This window comes from Methylobacillus methanolivorans (genome assembly GCF_044751345.1).
In the GTDB taxonomy this organism is placed as follows: Bacteria; Pseudomonadota; Gammaproteobacteria; order Burkholderiales; family Methylophilaceae; genus Methylobacillus; species Methylobacillus methanolivorans.
The window spans coordinates 476,623-491,362 of sequence record NZ_JBIWXY010000001.1; the positions used below are offsets into that span (position 1 = coordinate 476,623).

The 14,740-nt window shown below is 47.4% G+C and carries 15 protein-coding genes and 1 pseudogene; 15 read left to right on the top strand and 1 reads right to left on the bottom strand.

From position 1 onward, the window contains the following. The first annotated feature begins 72 nt into the window (after window positions 1-72). The 13 genes and pseudogenes from ACIKP9_RS02245 to ACIKP9_RS02305 all read left to right on the top strand — a co-directional run bounded on the left by ACIKP9_RS02245 (window position 73) and on the right by ACIKP9_RS02305 (window position 11,406). Window positions 73-1,071 carry an NAD-dependent epimerase/dehydratase family protein gene (locus tag ACIKP9_RS02245; RefSeq protein ID WP_400878739.1) on the top strand — a complete coding sequence of 333 codons (999 nt, stop codon included), beginning with the start codon at window positions 73-75 and terminating at the stop codon, window positions 1,069-1,071. Beyond that, window positions 1,068-2,168, top strand: a complete 1,101-nt coding sequence (locus ACIKP9_RS02250) for a DegT/DnrJ/EryC1/StrS family aminotransferase (RefSeq protein ID WP_400878742.1) — start codon at window positions 1,068-1,070, stop codon at window positions 2,166-2,168. Before ACIKP9_RS02245 ends, ACIKP9_RS02250 begins: the two co-directional genes overlap by 4 nt. Window positions 2,169-2,277: 109 nt before the next feature. Further along, window positions 2,278-3,120 (top strand): glycosyl transferase, encoded by an 843-nt coding sequence (locus ACIKP9_RS02255; RefSeq protein WP_400878744.1) that lies wholly within the window; start codon window positions 2,278-2,280, stop codon window positions 3,118-3,120. Further along, window positions 3,113-3,430, top strand: a complete 318-nt coding sequence (locus ACIKP9_RS02260; protein WP_400878746.1) for a hypothetical protein — start codon at window positions 3,113-3,115, stop codon at window positions 3,428-3,430. Before ACIKP9_RS02255 ends, ACIKP9_RS02260 begins: the two co-directional genes overlap by 8 nt. A gap of 2 nt (window positions 3,431-3,432) precedes the next feature. Next, a complete protein-coding gene (locus tag ACIKP9_RS02265; protein WP_400878749.1) occupies window positions 3,433-4,173 on the top strand; it encodes a glycosyltransferase in 741 nt (246 codons plus the stop codon). 9 nt (window positions 4,174-4,182) lie between these two features. Further along, window positions 4,183-5,058 carry a glycosyltransferase family 2 protein gene (locus ACIKP9_RS02270; RefSeq protein WP_400878751.1) on the top strand — a complete coding sequence of 292 codons (876 nt, stop codon included), beginning with the start codon at window positions 4,183-4,185 and terminating at the stop codon, window positions 5,056-5,058. Window positions 5,059-5,094: 36 nt separating this feature from the next. Next, window positions 5,095-5,214: pseudogene (locus ACIKP9_RS02275) on the top strand (IS1595 family transposase); the annotation flags it as partial. 85 nt (window positions 5,215-5,299) lie between these two features. Next, entirely contained in the window at window positions 5,300-6,436 is a 1,137-nt protein-coding gene (locus ACIKP9_RS02280; protein ID WP_400878754.1) for a glycosyltransferase family 4 protein, read from the top strand. Continuing rightward, window positions 6,429-7,379, top strand: a complete 951-nt coding sequence (locus tag ACIKP9_RS02285) for a UDP-glucose 4-epimerase family protein (RefSeq protein WP_400878756.1) — start codon at window positions 6,429-6,431, stop codon at window positions 7,377-7,379. The genes ACIKP9_RS02280 and ACIKP9_RS02285 overlap by 8 nt, the downstream gene beginning before the upstream one ends. After that, on the top strand, window positions 7,376-7,927 hold the full coding sequence (locus ACIKP9_RS02290; RefSeq protein ID WP_400878759.1) for a sugar transferase: 552 nt from the start codon (window positions 7,376-7,378) through the stop codon (window positions 7,925-7,927). The genes ACIKP9_RS02285 and ACIKP9_RS02290 overlap by 4 nt, the downstream gene beginning before the upstream one ends. 165 nt (window positions 7,928-8,092) lie before the next feature. Continuing rightward, complete coding sequence (locus ACIKP9_RS02295; protein ID WP_400878761.1) at window positions 8,093-9,937, top strand: polysaccharide biosynthesis protein; 1,845 nt, start codon at window positions 8,093-8,095, stop codon at window positions 9,935-9,937. 18 nt (window positions 9,938-9,955) lie between these two features. Then, window positions 9,956-10,843 carry a UTP--glucose-1-phosphate uridylyltransferase GalU gene (gene galU, locus ACIKP9_RS02300; protein WP_400878763.1) on the top strand — a complete coding sequence of 296 codons (888 nt, stop codon included), beginning with the start codon at window positions 9,956-9,958 and terminating at the stop codon, window positions 10,841-10,843. 5 nt (window positions 10,844-10,848) lie between these two features. Beyond that, on the top strand, window positions 10,849-11,406 hold the full coding sequence (locus ACIKP9_RS02305) for a hypoxanthine-guanine phosphoribosyltransferase (RefSeq protein WP_400878766.1): 558 nt from the start codon (window positions 10,849-10,851) through the stop codon (window positions 11,404-11,406). A 16-nt stretch (window positions 11,407-11,422) separates the two neighbouring features. Here ACIKP9_RS02305 and ACIKP9_RS02310 read toward each other — a convergent pair whose 3' ends face one another. After that, complete coding sequence (locus tag ACIKP9_RS02310) at window positions 11,423-11,806, bottom strand: response regulator transcription factor (RefSeq protein ID WP_400878769.1); 384 nt, start codon at window positions 11,804-11,806, stop codon at window positions 11,423-11,425. Window positions 11,807-11,955: 149 nt separating this feature from the next. Between ACIKP9_RS02310 and ACIKP9_RS02315 the strand changes: the two genes are divergently transcribed. Then, window positions 11,956-12,624, top strand: a complete 669-nt coding sequence (locus ACIKP9_RS02315; RefSeq protein ID WP_400878772.1) for a response regulator — start codon at window positions 11,956-11,958, stop codon at window positions 12,622-12,624. After that, entirely contained in the window at window positions 12,611-14,509 is a 1,899-nt protein-coding gene (locus tag ACIKP9_RS02320) for a PAS domain-containing protein (protein ID WP_400878775.1), read from the top strand. The genes ACIKP9_RS02315 and ACIKP9_RS02320 overlap by 14 nt, the downstream gene beginning before the upstream one ends. Window positions 14,510-14,740: the final 231 nt, after the last annotated feature.

Genomic DNA, 14,740 nt, shown 5'->3' on the forward strand with positions numbered 1-14,740 from the left:
GTGGCATTGTATAATTCATGCTTACACATAAATTTCCTGTCTTTATCTTATGAATACCACTAGAGCACTTGTATGAATGATGAACTGTATTCTGGTAAGGATATTCTGGTTACCGGTGGCCTGGGTTTTATAGGTTCCAATCTGGTTAAGCGCTTGGTTGCACTCGATGCCAATGTCACGGTTGTAGACAGTCTGTTGCCGCTTTATGGTGGTAACGCCTTTAATCTCCATGGCCTTGAATCGTCAGTAAAAATCAATATCAGTGACGTGCGCGATAGCCATGCCATGGCCTATCTGATTAAAGACAAGGATTACCTGTTCAATCTTGCCGGGCAAACCAGTCATTTGGACTCCATGACGGACCCCAGGACAGATCTGGACATCAATGCTGCAGCCCAGCTTTCCATCCTGGAGGCTTGTCGGCAGCATAACCCAGCTGTGAAGATTGTTTTCGCCAGCACTAGGCAGCTCTATGGCAAGCCGGAATATCTGCCGGTGGATGAAGCGCATCCGATCAAGCCTGTGGATGTAAATGGCATCAATAAGCTGGCAGGCGAGTGGTACCACATCCTCTATAACAATGTGTATGGCATCAAGGCCTGTGCCTTGCGTCTGACTAATACCTATGGCCCCGGCATGCGGGTCAAAGACGCTAGGCAGACTTTTCTTGGGATATGGTTACGTAGGTTGATCGAGGGCAAGCCTATCTCCGTGTTCGGAGATGGTTTGCAACTGCGGGATTTCAATTATGTGGATGATGTGGTTGATGCTTTGCTGCTTGCTGCCTCCGCTGAAGAGGCTGAGGGGCAAGTGTTCAACCTAGGCAGTGAAGAGGTGGTTAATCTGCAGCAAGTGGCTGAAATGATGACGCAACTACAACCTGGCTCCAGCTATGAGATTGTGCCGTTCCCCCCTGAAAGAAAAGCGATTGATATTGGCGATTACTATAGTGATTTCAATAAAATCAAACAGGTACTGGGTTGGAGCCCCAAGGTGGATTTACAGCAAGGTCTGGCTGCTAGCTTGGATTATTACCGCCAGCATCATGGCAAATATTGGGATGATCTATGATTTTAATGAATGATTTCAAGGCTGAGCCTGAAACACTGATCGCCGCTGAACTGCAGGCCGTAGAACGTGTTTTGCGCTCTGGATGGTATGTCCTCGGTGAGGAAGGCCGCAAGTTCGAGGCACTTTGGTCCCAGCGCTGTGGTACCCAGCATGCGGTAGGGGTGGGTAACGGGATGGATGCCATAGAAATCGGCCTGCGCGCACTGGATATTGGCCCAGGCGACGAGGTGATTACGACGGCAATGACGGCATTCGCTTCAGTGCTGGCCATTATCCGCGCTGGTGCTACCCCCGTGCTGGCCGATATAAATCCTGAGACAGGTTTGCTGAGTCTGGAAAGTGTACGTCGTTGCATTACCCCACAGACAAAGGCAGTTTTGCTGGTACATCTTTACGGCCAGGTGCGGGATATGGATGCATGGCTGGCATTGTGCGAACAACACCAGGTTGCCTTGCTGGAGGATTGTGCCCAGGCGCATCTGGCGAGTGTGGCTGGGCAGGTGGCAGGGAGCTTTGGCAGTTTTGGCGCTTATAGTTTTTATCCCACCAAGAATCTGGGCGCGATAGGTGATGGTGGTGCATTGGTTACCTCAAACGCCGCCCTGGCAGACAAGGCTGGGGTGTTAAGAAATTATGGTCAAAGCGTACGCTACTATCATCCTGAATTTGGCATGAATAGCCGGCTGGATGAGGTGCAGGCAGCATTGTTGTCAGTACGACTGCAGTGGCTGGAACAATACACCGCCCATAGGCAGTCTATTGCTCAGCAATACCGCAATGCTTTGAATAATGCGCATGTGAAGCTGCTGCTGGCCCCTGAGGCCGTGACTGCACATGTTTATCATTTGTTTGTTGTGTTGACGCAGCACCGCGAATCGCTGCAGGCGCATTTGCAAGCAAGTGGTGTGCAGGCGCTGATTCACTATCCAGTACCTATCCATCATCAGGAAAGGTGTGGCGATATACGGCGAGACCCTGCCGGTCTGCAAGCGAGTGAAACCCATGCACTGCAATGCCTCTCCTTGCCATGTCATCCTCAGATGAGCGAGCAGGATGTGCAAACCGTCATAGACGCAGTCAACCGGTTTGTTCCTTGATATGGAACATTTTGTTACGCTTTTTGATAACAAGTTTTTGCCCCAGGGCCTGTGCCTGCATGATTCCCTGGTGCGCTGCACACAGGCTTTTCATTTATGGATAGTGTGCATGGATGAGGTAGTCCATGAGCAATTGCTGGCATTGAAGTTGCCGCAGGTTTCCTTGATGCTCTTGTCCGATTTTGAAAGCGATGCCTTACTGGCTGTCAAGCCCAGCAGGTCCAAGGGGGAATATTGCTGGACTATCACGCCATTTACGGCGGATTGGGTATTTTCCCTCGATGATCAGGTTCAGCGAGTTACTTATCTGGATGCCGATTTGTTCTTTTATAACGATCCTGCGCTGCTGTTTAAAGAATTCGAGCAAAGCGGCAAGCATGTCATGATTACTGAGCATGCCTATGCGCCTGACTATATGCGGCACCTGGAAACCAGTGGTCGCTTCTGTGTTCAGTTTATGGTGTTTGACCGCAGCGCGGCCGCTCGCAGGGTGATGCATTGGTGGCAAGAACGTTGCCTGGAATGGTGTTATGCACGAATGGAAGATGGCAAGTTTGGAGACCAGAAATATTTGGATGTATGGCCTCAATTATTTGCGCACGATGTCCATATCTTGCAATGTGTTGAACAAACCCTGGCACCGTGGAACGTTGATTATCAGTTGCTGCAACAGCCTCGTAAATTCAAACCAGTTTTTTATCACTTTCATGCCTTTCGCATTATAGGTTTGAGTAGTGTCAGACTTTATGAGGGTTATCGCATAGCTACTAGTTCTCTTTACCTTTACGATGACTACCTTGCTAGCCTGAAGCGACAAATCACAGTGTTGCATCGCCATGCCATTCCAGTGGCTTTATTGCCAGAGAGGCGAGGTATCAAGCCATATTTGGCATCATGCTATGCATGGATTAAAGGATTGACCGCCAAAGCCAGGATTGATGTGCATGCTTAGTCTTAATCTAATAACGGCGACCTATAACACCACTCAAAATTTACCAGGTCTGGTAGAAAGCCTGCTTACTCAAAGTGATATGGGTTTTGAATGGGGTGTAGCAGACGGGTGGGTAAATAATCAGATCTTGCCTTATTCAAAAGCGCCTCACCGAGAGCTTCTCTATGTTGATAATGTGGCTGCGGCGAGCATGTATGTCATAAGTGTCGTACCTGAGCGCGTAGTGTCAACATGTTCGCATATCAACGTAGGTTTTGGTCATGACCAGAGCATTCGCCAGGTTGCAGAGCTGATTGCGTGGGAACGGTAGTCATGGATAGCGGAAAACCTACTCTTAGTATAATCACCGCTACTTACAATGCTGTGGAAATGCTGCCCCATTTACTTGCATCGTTGCGTGCGCAAACCGATCTAGATTTTGAATGGGTGGTAATGGATGCTGCATCCACTGACGGCACAGTGGCCATCCTTGATGGTGTCAGCGATTTGCATCTGGTTTATCGCTCGGAGCCTGATTTCGGAATATACGACGCGTTGAATAAAGCAATTAAATTGTGTTCTGGTGAGTATTATTTAGTCATTGGCGCAGATGACCTTCTTTATCCCGATGCAGTTGCTAATTACAAACTCTGGGCGTTGCAAAGTGGGGCAGATATTATAACTGCCTCAATTGCATATGGGGCTGTTGTTAAAACCCCCGCGGCTGGCTGTTCTTGGCTGCGAGGTGGGATGGCATTTGTTACTTCTCATGCTGTTGGATCTATTTACAAAAAGACGCTTCATGTTCAGCAGGGCATAGGGTTTTATTCCCAGTTCTACCCTATAGCAGCTGATCAGCTTTTTATCTTGCGCGCGATAAAACACGGGGGCAGTATCTGCGTGGCTGACTTTTGTGCTGGTCGCTTTGGTGACGAGGGTATTAGCTCTACCGATAGTTTGGGTACGTTAACAGAGTTTTTCCGTATTCAAATGCAGTTCGAATGGCGCCCGTTGCAGATATTATTGTTCATGTTGCGCTTGATAAAACATTCTCCGCGCCTCATGCGCTCTTGATGGTTTTCTGTGAGCGGTAGTGTGCCTGATTTTATAAATAAAGATTCAGTTGAGTTAGATGTTTCGCTAATGTATGGGGCGCATTCTGCGGTAAGTGTCAGTGTCGTTATTCCGTGTTTTAGGTGTTCTGCTTCGATTGTCAGAGCTGTGGAGTCTATCGCCTCTCAAACGCTCCTGCCATTAGAGGTTATTTTAGTTGATGATTGCAGTCGAGATGGTACGGTGAATGTACTGTTTGAACTACAGGCGCGCTATGGTGCCAGTTGGCTAAAGGTTTATGAGTTACCTGATAATGGCGGACCTGGTACAGCTCGTAATGCAGGATGGAAAATTGCTCAGGGAGAATATATCGCATTCCTTGATTCTGATGACAGCTGGCATCCTCAAAAAATAGAGTTACAGTATAGTTGGATGGCCCAGCATCCTGACGCTGTCTTGACTGGCCATTGTGTGGTGATGAATGATGGGCGCGAAAAAAACTTTGTCGGCGGTGTCGCTCCGCCTCTTAGAGTGTGGAGGCGGGAGCTGCTGATTTCCAATCGTTTTCCTACGTCAACTGTTATGGTGCGGCGCGATATCGGGCAGCGTTTTGTGGACGGACAACGTTATTGCGAGGATTACCAACTCTGGCTTCATATTTGTTTTTTTGTTGGCGAATGTTATCGATTCGACCAGGCACTGACTTATAACTATAAAGCGGTGTACGGAGCTGCGGGACTCAGTGGGCGCTTGTGGAGTATGGAGAAGGGTGAGCTTGCAAGTTATCGCAGTCTATATCGTGCAGGAGCTATTAGCGCGTTGGAACTATTTTTTTTGGGCTGCTTTTCCTTTGCAAAATTTTTTCGTAGGGTCTTACGTGTTCACTTTCTAGAAAACCTTCAATAAATATGGATATTAGGAAATTAAAGCGGATTAAAGACAAAGTACAATGGGATACCAAAGCAGTCATTCCCGCTATTTCTCAATGAATGCGAGTTCAGATTCAATGATGTTTCTCTTAAACAACTATTGGAAATACTTGAGGACTGGCCTGATGTTTAGGGCTTATCCACTACAGCCCCAAATCAATATTCACCAGTAAAAACAAGCTTAAGCACTGAAGATTGAACTTACAGAGATTCCATTTTTGACTACAGATAGCGCCTCACAAAAAATAATCTTCTTTATTGCAGAGGATTGGTTTGCTTGTTCACACTGGTTGCCTCTGCTTAGCAGTACTAAGCTGAATGGGTTTGAAGTGGTACTTATCACCAATGTCACCAGTCACCTATCTGAGCTAGAGCGGCATGGGATTCGAGTGGTTCCCTTGAACATTGTTCGTCAAAGTCTGAATCCCTTGTCTGCACTTCGGACTATTTACAGATTGGTGAAAATATACCGTACCGAACAACCTGATATCTGTCATCACATCGCTATTAAACCTATGTTACTAGGCTCCATTGCCGCAGCATTGGTGAATGTAAAACACCGTGTTAATTGGGTAGCGGGCCTGGGATGGTTATTTATTTCGCAAGGTTGGTTGCCCTCATTGCTCAAGCGCAGTGTGACAAAGGTCTTGGGTTTTTTATTGAAGTCTACGGCAGTCATTGTCGAGAATGGGGATGATGCAGCGGTTATGCAAGGAATAGGGGTTCCGCTATCTCATATCACTTTGATAAGAGGCGCAGGCGTAGATGCCCGTATATTCTCACCAAAACAAAAGGAAAGTGAGTCACCTGTTGTCGTTGTGCTGCCTGCTAGGATGCTATGGGATAAGGGGGTAGGGGAGTTTGTTGAGGCTGCAGCCCTGCTGAAGGCTGAACAATTGGATGTCCGTTTCGTTCTGGTTGGTGGTACAGATATAGGGAATCCGGCTAGTATTACTGAGGCCCAGCTGCAAACATGGCAGGCCTCGGAGCATATTGAATGGTGGGGCAGGCGAGAAGACATGCCTAAGGTGTTGGAAGCGGCGGATATTGTCTGTTTACCTTCTTATAGAGAGGGGTTGCCAAAAGCATTGCTGGAAGCTGCAGCCTCAGGCAAACCTATTGTTACTACGGATGTACCTGGTTGCCGCGAAGTGGTCATCAATGAATACAATGGCCTTGTTGTCGCAGAAAAAAGTGCTGAAAAACTGGCGATAGCATTGCGTAGATTGATCACTGACAGTGCTTTGAGGCATCGGATGGGACAGGCTGGTCGGGAACTGGTCTTGCAAGAGTTCTCACAGGAAATCATTGTGGGCAAGGTGTTGAGCGTATATGAGCGACTGATTAATGAATAAGATCTTGATGACTGGGGCTAGTGGTTTCGTGGGCCATCACTTATTGAAGACGCTAAGAAGTGCTCAGTCCGTGCAAGTTGTTTGCGCCGGACGGCGCGCTCAAATTAGTAGTCCAACCATTGATTATGTGGTGGATAAAATTAATAACATTACTTCATGGTCCTCCGCAATGGCGGGTGTTGATGTCGTGATTCATCTAGCCGCCCGTGTTCATGTCATGAGAGATGAGCATCCCAACCCGATTCAATCATTTCGAGATACTAATGTCGACGGTACTCTAAATTTGGCGCGCCAGGCAGCCCAGGCTGGGGTGAGGCGATTTATATTCATCAGCTCTATTAAGGTGAACGGTGAGCAAACTCCAGCTGCAAGACCTTTTAGAGCTTCTGACGTGCCTAACCCACAAGACTTATACGGCATTTCAAAGTATGAAGCGGAGCAGGGTTTGTTGGAATTGGCGGAGGAAACTGGCATAGAGGTGGTGATTATTCGCCCTCCGTTGGTGTATGGGCCAGGGGTGAAAGGCAACTTTGCCAGTATGATGAAGTGGGTCCAGGCTGGTTGGCCGTTGCCTTTGGGGGCAATTGATAATCGGCGCTCATTGGTTTCTCTAGATAATTTGATTAGTCTGATCATTACTTGTATTGATCACCCGGCAGCGGCAAATCAGGTTTTTCTCGCGAGTGATGGAGAGGATTTATCTACGTCTGATTTATTGCGACGCTTGGCGGATGCTGCTGGGGTTCCATCGCGACTGATTCCTGTGCCTGCAGGTGTGTTGCGCACGGGTTTAAGCCTGATTGGAAAAGGGGCGATTGCCCAGCGTTTGTTGGGGTCGTTACAGGTAGATATTGCCAAGACTCAACAACTGCTGGGGTGGACTCCACCTATCACGGCAGATGAAGGTTTACGGCGCTGTTTTGTGACAAAAGGTTTATTGTGATTCGATGGTTTGATGTGGTGTTTGCTGCGCTAGGGTTGATTCTTGGTGCTCCGGTCTTGTTGTTGATTTATATCTTGGGGTTGATGGATACCGGGGTGCCTTTATTTCGTCAGGTGCGTGTGGGACGTTACCAACAGCCTTTTACCTTGGTGAAGTTCCGTACCATGCGTGTGGATACTGTCTCCGTTGCTAGTCATTTGGCATCATCTTCTTCTATTACTAAGTTGGGACGGTTTCTGCGCAAGACCAAGCTGGATGAATTGCCCCAGCTCTGGAATGTGTTGAAAGGTGAGATGAGTCTCGTGGGGCCTCGCCCGAATTTGTTTAACCAAGAAGAGTTGATTTCTGAACGCGCGGCCAGGGGCGTATATGATGTGCGTCCAGGAATTACGGGGATTGCACAGGTGAATGATATTGATATGTCTACACCTCGGCTCTTGGCTGAAACAGATGCGTTGATGCTGCGTGATCTCAGGCTATCACTCTATTTTAAGCTGTTATTGCAAACACTGCTGGGTAAGGGGCGTGGTGATCGTGTTGTGCGTTGAGTCTAAGGGTAAGAGTTAATTGTTGTGAAGAATGAATTATTGGGAAACGGTTTTTAGTAGAATGCATTTATTTCATTTTGGGTTTTGTGCGTGCTGAATATTCATCCCATCTTCAAGTGGTCGAATTATATTAGTGTGAGAAACCCACGGTCTTTAAGCGCTTGGTTGCACGATATCGTGGTAGCTGTGCTGGCATGGTGGGTAGCCTTTCTTTTCCGATTTAATTTTGACGTTCCGGACAATTTCACGCAGAGCATGCTGGAAAGTGCTGTTTGGGTGATTCCCCTGCAGGCCTTGGTGTTCTTGTTTGCTGGACTTTACCGTGGGGTTTGGCGTTTTGCCAGCTTGCCGGATTTACAGCGCCTGATACGAGCAATAGCTATCAGTTCTGCCCTTGTGGTTGCCATTTTGTTCATGTTCAAGCCGCACGGCGTTGTCCCAAGATCTGTGCTGATTATGGATCCTATGCTGCTGTTATTGCTCATGGGAGGTAGTCGTTTTGCCTATCGTGCATGGAAAGAGCATCGCTTGTATGGTGCTGCGCAGTTTTCTGGCAAGCCAGTGTTGGTGCTAGGAGCAGGAGAGGCGGCGGTTGCCTTGTTGAAGGATCTTTCCAAAAGCCATGAGTGGAATGTAGTGGGCTTGCTGGATGACAAGAAGGCGATGCGCGGTCGTGAGTTGCTGGGTATCAATGTTTTAGGGAGTATTGAGCAGCTGCCGCAATTGGCCGATGCTTTATCTGTTGAACATGTGATCGTAGCCATGCCTTCTGCTCGTCACCAACGTCGCCGTGAAGTCGTGGAGTTGGCTAATCAGCATGGCTTAAATGTCCTGACTGTGCCTTCGTTTGAGGACTTGATGAGTGGGCGCGTCAGTATGGCGCAGCTTAGGCCTGTCGAAGTAGAGGACTTGTTAGGCAGAGAGCCGGTGACATTGGATGGCGAGGGATTGCAGCATTTGATCGAGGAGCAAGTCGTGCTGATCAGTGGAGCAGGTGGCTCTATTGGTTCGGAGTTGTGTCGCCAAGTGTTGAAATATCATCCGCAGTGCCTAGTTTGTCTAGATCAGTCTGAATATGCCTTGTATCGGTTGGAGCAGGAGTTTTCAGGCCTTGCAACCCATACCCGTATTGAGTATTTGGTGGGTGATGTCAGGAATGCGCGGCGTGTTCAGCAGGTGTTGGGTCGTTACAAGCCTGATGTAGTTTTTCACGCAGCGGCCTACAAGCACGTACCTATGATGGAAAACTGCAATGTGGCTGAGTCATTGTCAAATAATGTCATTGGTACTTACACCATGGCGCAGGCGTGCAAAAATGCAGGGGTTGCCAAATTTGTACTGATCTCTACTGATAAGGCTGTGAACCCGACCAATGTGATGGGGGCAAGCAAGCGCTTGGCGGAGATGGTGTGCCAGGGGTTGCAGGAGGACACTGGTACTCGCTTTGTGGTTGTGCGTTTTGGCAATGTATTAGGTAGCAGCGGTAGTGTTATCCCTAGGTTCCGTGAACAAATTGCTGCAGGTGGACCGATCACGGTGACCCACCCAGAGATTACCCGCTATTTTATGTCGATTCCAGAAGCCTGCCAGTTAGTGATGCAGGCGGGTTTGATGGGGGATGGTGGCGAGATTTTTGTGCTGGATATGGGAGACCCTGTCAGGATTGTGGACTTGGCGCGTGATATGATTCGACTATCCGGTCTTAATGAAGATGACATTGAGATCGTATATTCTGGGTTGCGTCCCGGTGAGAAGCTCTATGAGGAACTTTTGGCCGATGACGAGCTCACTGTACCAACGCCACACGATAAATTGCGTATCGCCGTGGCGCGTAGCGTAGATGAGGCTTGGGTGCATGCATTGCTGAAGTGGATCGATAGAGCATCGTTAATAGATGAAACTGTGATCAAGCAAGAGCTGGGTATGTGGGTGGAAGAGTATGCGGGGGACATCCATGCTAACCCGGCGTTAGTATCGCCATCTGAGTCTGAATCTCCAACCATACATTAACAAGAAAGATATGAAGAGATGACCAAAAAGATTACCAAAAAGATTACCAAGGCAGTATTCCCTGTAGCTGGTTTGGGTACCCGCTTCTTGCCAGCGACTAAGGCAAGCCCGAAAGAAATGTTGCCTATTGTCGATAAGCCCTTGATTCAGTATGCAGCAGAAGAGGCTGTGGCGGCGGGTGCAACTGAGTTGATTTTTATCATTGGTCGTAACAAGCGCTCTATCCCAGATCATTTTGACAAGTCGTTTGAGCTTGAGGCAACACTGGAAGCTGGCAAGAAGACTAAGATGCTGGAAGACATTCGCAATATTCTGCCTAAGAATGTTTCCTGCATCTATATCCGTCAGGCTGAAGCCCTGGGCTTAGGTCATGCCGTGTTGCTAGCTAAATCCGTAGTAGGCGACGAGCCATTTTCCGTGATTCTGGCAGATGACTTGATTGATGCTGACAAGCCTGCGATGCAACAGATGACAGAGCTTTTTGAACAGCAAGGGGCCTCAATCCTGGGAGTTGAGGATGTGGATCCTAGTGAGACAGCGAGCTATGGGATTGTTGATGCAGTTGAGGTTGATGGCCCCAATGTACTTGAGTTGAATGGTATTGTTGAAAAGCCCCAACCAGAAGAAGCGCCATCCAATCTTGCCGTGGTAGGGCGTTACATTCTCACACCAGAAATTTTTACTTGCCTTGAAAACGTCAAGCCAGGCAAGGGCGGTGAAATTCAATTGACCGATGGTATCGCTGCCTTGATGGAGCAGCAAAAAGTATTGGCTTATCGCTTTGATGGCAAGCGCTATGATTGTGGTAGCAAGCTCGGCTACGTCAAGGCCAATGTCGAATACTCCTTGAAGCACGAAGAGTTTGGCACTGAATTTGCCCAGTATTTGCGTGACCTGACGAAGTAAGTGTATTGACAGCGTTGCATTCCAACCCAGCTATTATATTGCAGCAAGCAAGCCTGGTTCACGATGAAGCAACTGTGAGCCAGGCTGTCAGCAGGCTTGCACAAGGCATCACGGAGATGCTGAATGATGAAAAGCCTTTAGTGCTGTGTGTGATGGGAGGCGGAGTAGTATTTACCGGTCAATTATTACCGCAATTGCTATTTCCCCTTGAGTTTGGCTATGTGCAGGCTAGCCGCTATCACAATCGCACACATGGCGATGAACAACTGGTCTGGAAGGTTAAGCCTGGCGAGGAAGTGCGAGATCGGACGATCCTTGTGCTGGATGATATTTTGGATGAGGGTGTCACGCTGGCCGAAATCAAGGCACAGTGCCTAGCACTTGGTGCTAAGCGTGTTGTAGTGGCTGTATTGGTTGAGAAGTTGTTGGATCCGGGTAAACTGAAACCAATCAAGGCTGACTTTGTTGGTTTGCAGGTACCTAATCAATATGTCTTTGGTTGTGGCATGGATGCTTACGGTTGGTGGCGCAATCTACCGGCCATTTATGCTCTTCCAGGCTGATGTGTGCCTAATGCTATTAGTATTGCAGACGCTGCCCAGACAATAGCGATTTTACAATTTCTGCTAGTTTGATGGGGCTGAATGGTTTGACCAGATACTCGTCACATCCTGAGCGATATCCATCCAGCATGTCTTGTTCTTGCGCACGAGCGGTGAGAAAAATAATTTTTGTGTTTTTGAAGTCATCTTCGTTTTTGAGTTTGTCGCATATCTGGTAGCCATTCATGAGCCCAGGCATCATGATGTCCATTAATATCAGGTCTGGTTTGAATTGTTCTGCCAATGCCAAGCCACTATCTCCATTGTTAGCTTCGTAAATCGTATATTGCTCATCGCCGAGGCTAAGATGAATAAGTTTACGCACGTCCTCTTGATCTTCAATAATGAGTATCTTGTGCAATTATTGCTCCCCGGATTCTTGATTTATTCTGCATGGCACTATTATGATTAGTGATTTTTATCATTTTTATCATATTGGTTTAATATGTCAACGTGTTCTGTGACGGAATCAATCTATCTGATTGATTTTTATTTGTAAGTAAGGATAATGTGAATATATTACATTCCAATAATGTCGTCATGGTTAATCAAGATACTGGGAAGGAAGAGTTCATATCCACAAGAGATGCCTCTAAAGTATTAGAGGTTTCCTTGCGAACAGTACAGTTATGGGTTGAGTCCGGTGTCCTGAAAGCATGGAAAACAGCGGGAGGTCATCGCCGGATCGCGCGTTCTTCGATTGACCATATTCTCAGCCAGCGTCGGCAAGCCATTATCCCAGCAACTGGGCAGACCTCGGAGCAGAAGGTATTTCACATTCTGTTGGTGGAGGATGATAGCGCCTTACGGAATTTATTCTCTTATTTTTTCTCTAGCTGGAAATACCCTGTCCGTATTAATGTGGCTACAGATGGCTTTGAAGGCTTGATTAGCTTGGGACGCGAGGTGCCAGATTTATTGATCACGGATCTGAACATGCCGGGAATGAGTGGCTTTGAGATGCTCCGTCACCTGAAGAGTTCAAATCAATTCAGTAAGTTAAACATCATCGCCTTGACCGCTCTGAATGATGATTATATTCAGGACAAAGGTGGGCTACCGGAGGGCGTGTTATTGTTTCGTAAACCTGTGGCATTGAGCCAGCTTGAGCCACTGATTGAGGCGATGATTGCGAATGTCACAGGGCAAAGTCAGTTTAAAGCGCATGCGTCAATTTAGGCCCGCGCTACAGCTTCCTAGTCCCACGCCAGATTTCCTGGCTTTTTTCCCCTTTCACGTCATTGTTGATGAGCATTTAATTATTCAGGAAACAGGCCATGGCCTGCAGTCGCTGGATTTTGCTCAATGCCATGGGCGCAACATTGCAGATCTATTCGATATACTGGCGCCGATAGAATTTTTCTGCCTACAGGTATTATTGTCTGAACGAGAGCAGACCTGCCTCTTGCGCCACAAAGCGACGGGTGTTTTGCTCGGGGGGAAAGTGACGAAGCACCATCAACGCTATGTTGCATTCTTGTTGATTCCTTGGGTTGCAGATACCGCTGATATCAAACATATTCCTCTTCAGCCTAAGTCCATTAAGCGTGCTCAGAGACAGTTGTTTTATTCTTCCCTGCTGAATACGCGCAAGTTGAATGTGCAAAAGAAGCAATTATTCCAAGCGCATGCTTTGCTATCCATGCGTGAATCCGAATCAAGGACGCTGACACATATTGTCTCGATGACGGATAACTCAGTCATCATCGCTAATGCACTGGGGTATATCGAGTGGGTGAACGAGGCTTTTGTGCGCCGTTCAGGCTATCTGCCCGAAGAGGTGATAGGTCGTTATTTAGGCGACTTGATGGATGGCGACGAGGATACAGCAGAGCAAATCAAGCGTCAGCTTCAGCTCAAGCAAAGCTATCATGCCGAGTTGCTGAGGACAGCAAAAGATGGCACAAGCTATTGGGTTGATCTCGATATTGAGCCTTTGTTTGATGCGAATGGACAAGTTTTTAATTACATTGCTGTTGCGCGAGATATTACAGAAAGAAAAACAGCACAAGAAACTTCCAGTCGCCTGCATGGCATCATGCAAAGCACCTTTGAGTTGAGCCCAGATGGTTTTGTCACCTTTAATAAAAAAGGCGTATTGAGTTCGTTCAACCCTGCTTTCCTGAATATGACGGGTTTGCAACCTGAGCAACTGTATGCCATTCCGCAAGATGAATTTGTCAGGCTGTTAAAGTCGCTTTGTCAGGACGATGAGACTAGCGCTGCACAGCGCTTGCCCGATGCAGTGGTATTGCGCATGACAAAACCCAAATTAACAGTCATCAAGCATTCTGTGCGCGAGGCGCAAGATTCCGATGATCGTTTTGTTGGCACTATTCATTATTTCCGTGATATTACCCAAGAGTCAGAGCTGCATCGCATGAAAGGGGAGTTCCTGTCGATGGCCGCCCATGAGTTGCGTACCCCCATGTCCAGCATCCATGGATTTACCGAGTTACTCCTTAAGCGGGAGTTTAATGCCGATCAGCAAAAGGATATGTTGGCAACCGTGCATCGACAGTCCGTGCGGTTGACCAAATTAATCAATGATCTGTTAGATCTGGCCAAGATTGAGGCTAGAAAAGGCATGAGCTTCGATATCAGGCCTTATCGCCTGACAGATATCGTTGATACAGCACTCAAGGAGTTTCTTGTCAGCGGCGAAGGTAGGGCGATCAGCTTTAATTTCAATAACCATGCGTTGAAGGTGTCGGCCGATTTCGACAAGCTGATACAAGCATTGGTCAACGTGCTATCCAATGCACATAAATATTCTGATCCGGGTACGGAAATCCGTCTGTATATCCATGAGCAACAGAAATATCAGCATACCTATGTAGGTATTGCCGTTGAGGATCATGGCATCGGGATGAGCAAAGAGCATATGGATCATTTATTTGAACGCTTTTACCGAGCTGACACTTCCGGCAGTATTCCTGGAACAGGTCTAGGTCTTTGCTTGGTGAAGGAAATCATGGAGATTCATGGTGGCTGGGTGGACGTTTCGTCTGTGTATGGCGAAGGTAGTGTTGTGACGCTTTGGCTAAAGAAACTGAAAGACTAGTTGCTAAAAAGACACACTTTGCAAAGCTTTATTTCCTTGCAGTAATTTACTTCTCAAATTGAATAGCTAAGCCATTTCTCGAGTGATTCGGGAAATGGCTTTTTTCATTTCTGGATATCCCGTCCCTTAAAATAATTGACACTTTTGATAAAAGTGATAAAAATGATAATTGTGTGGCCCGTAAATAAGTTTTAAGAGCCACTTGATTGACAACAAGCAGCCAATAAATAG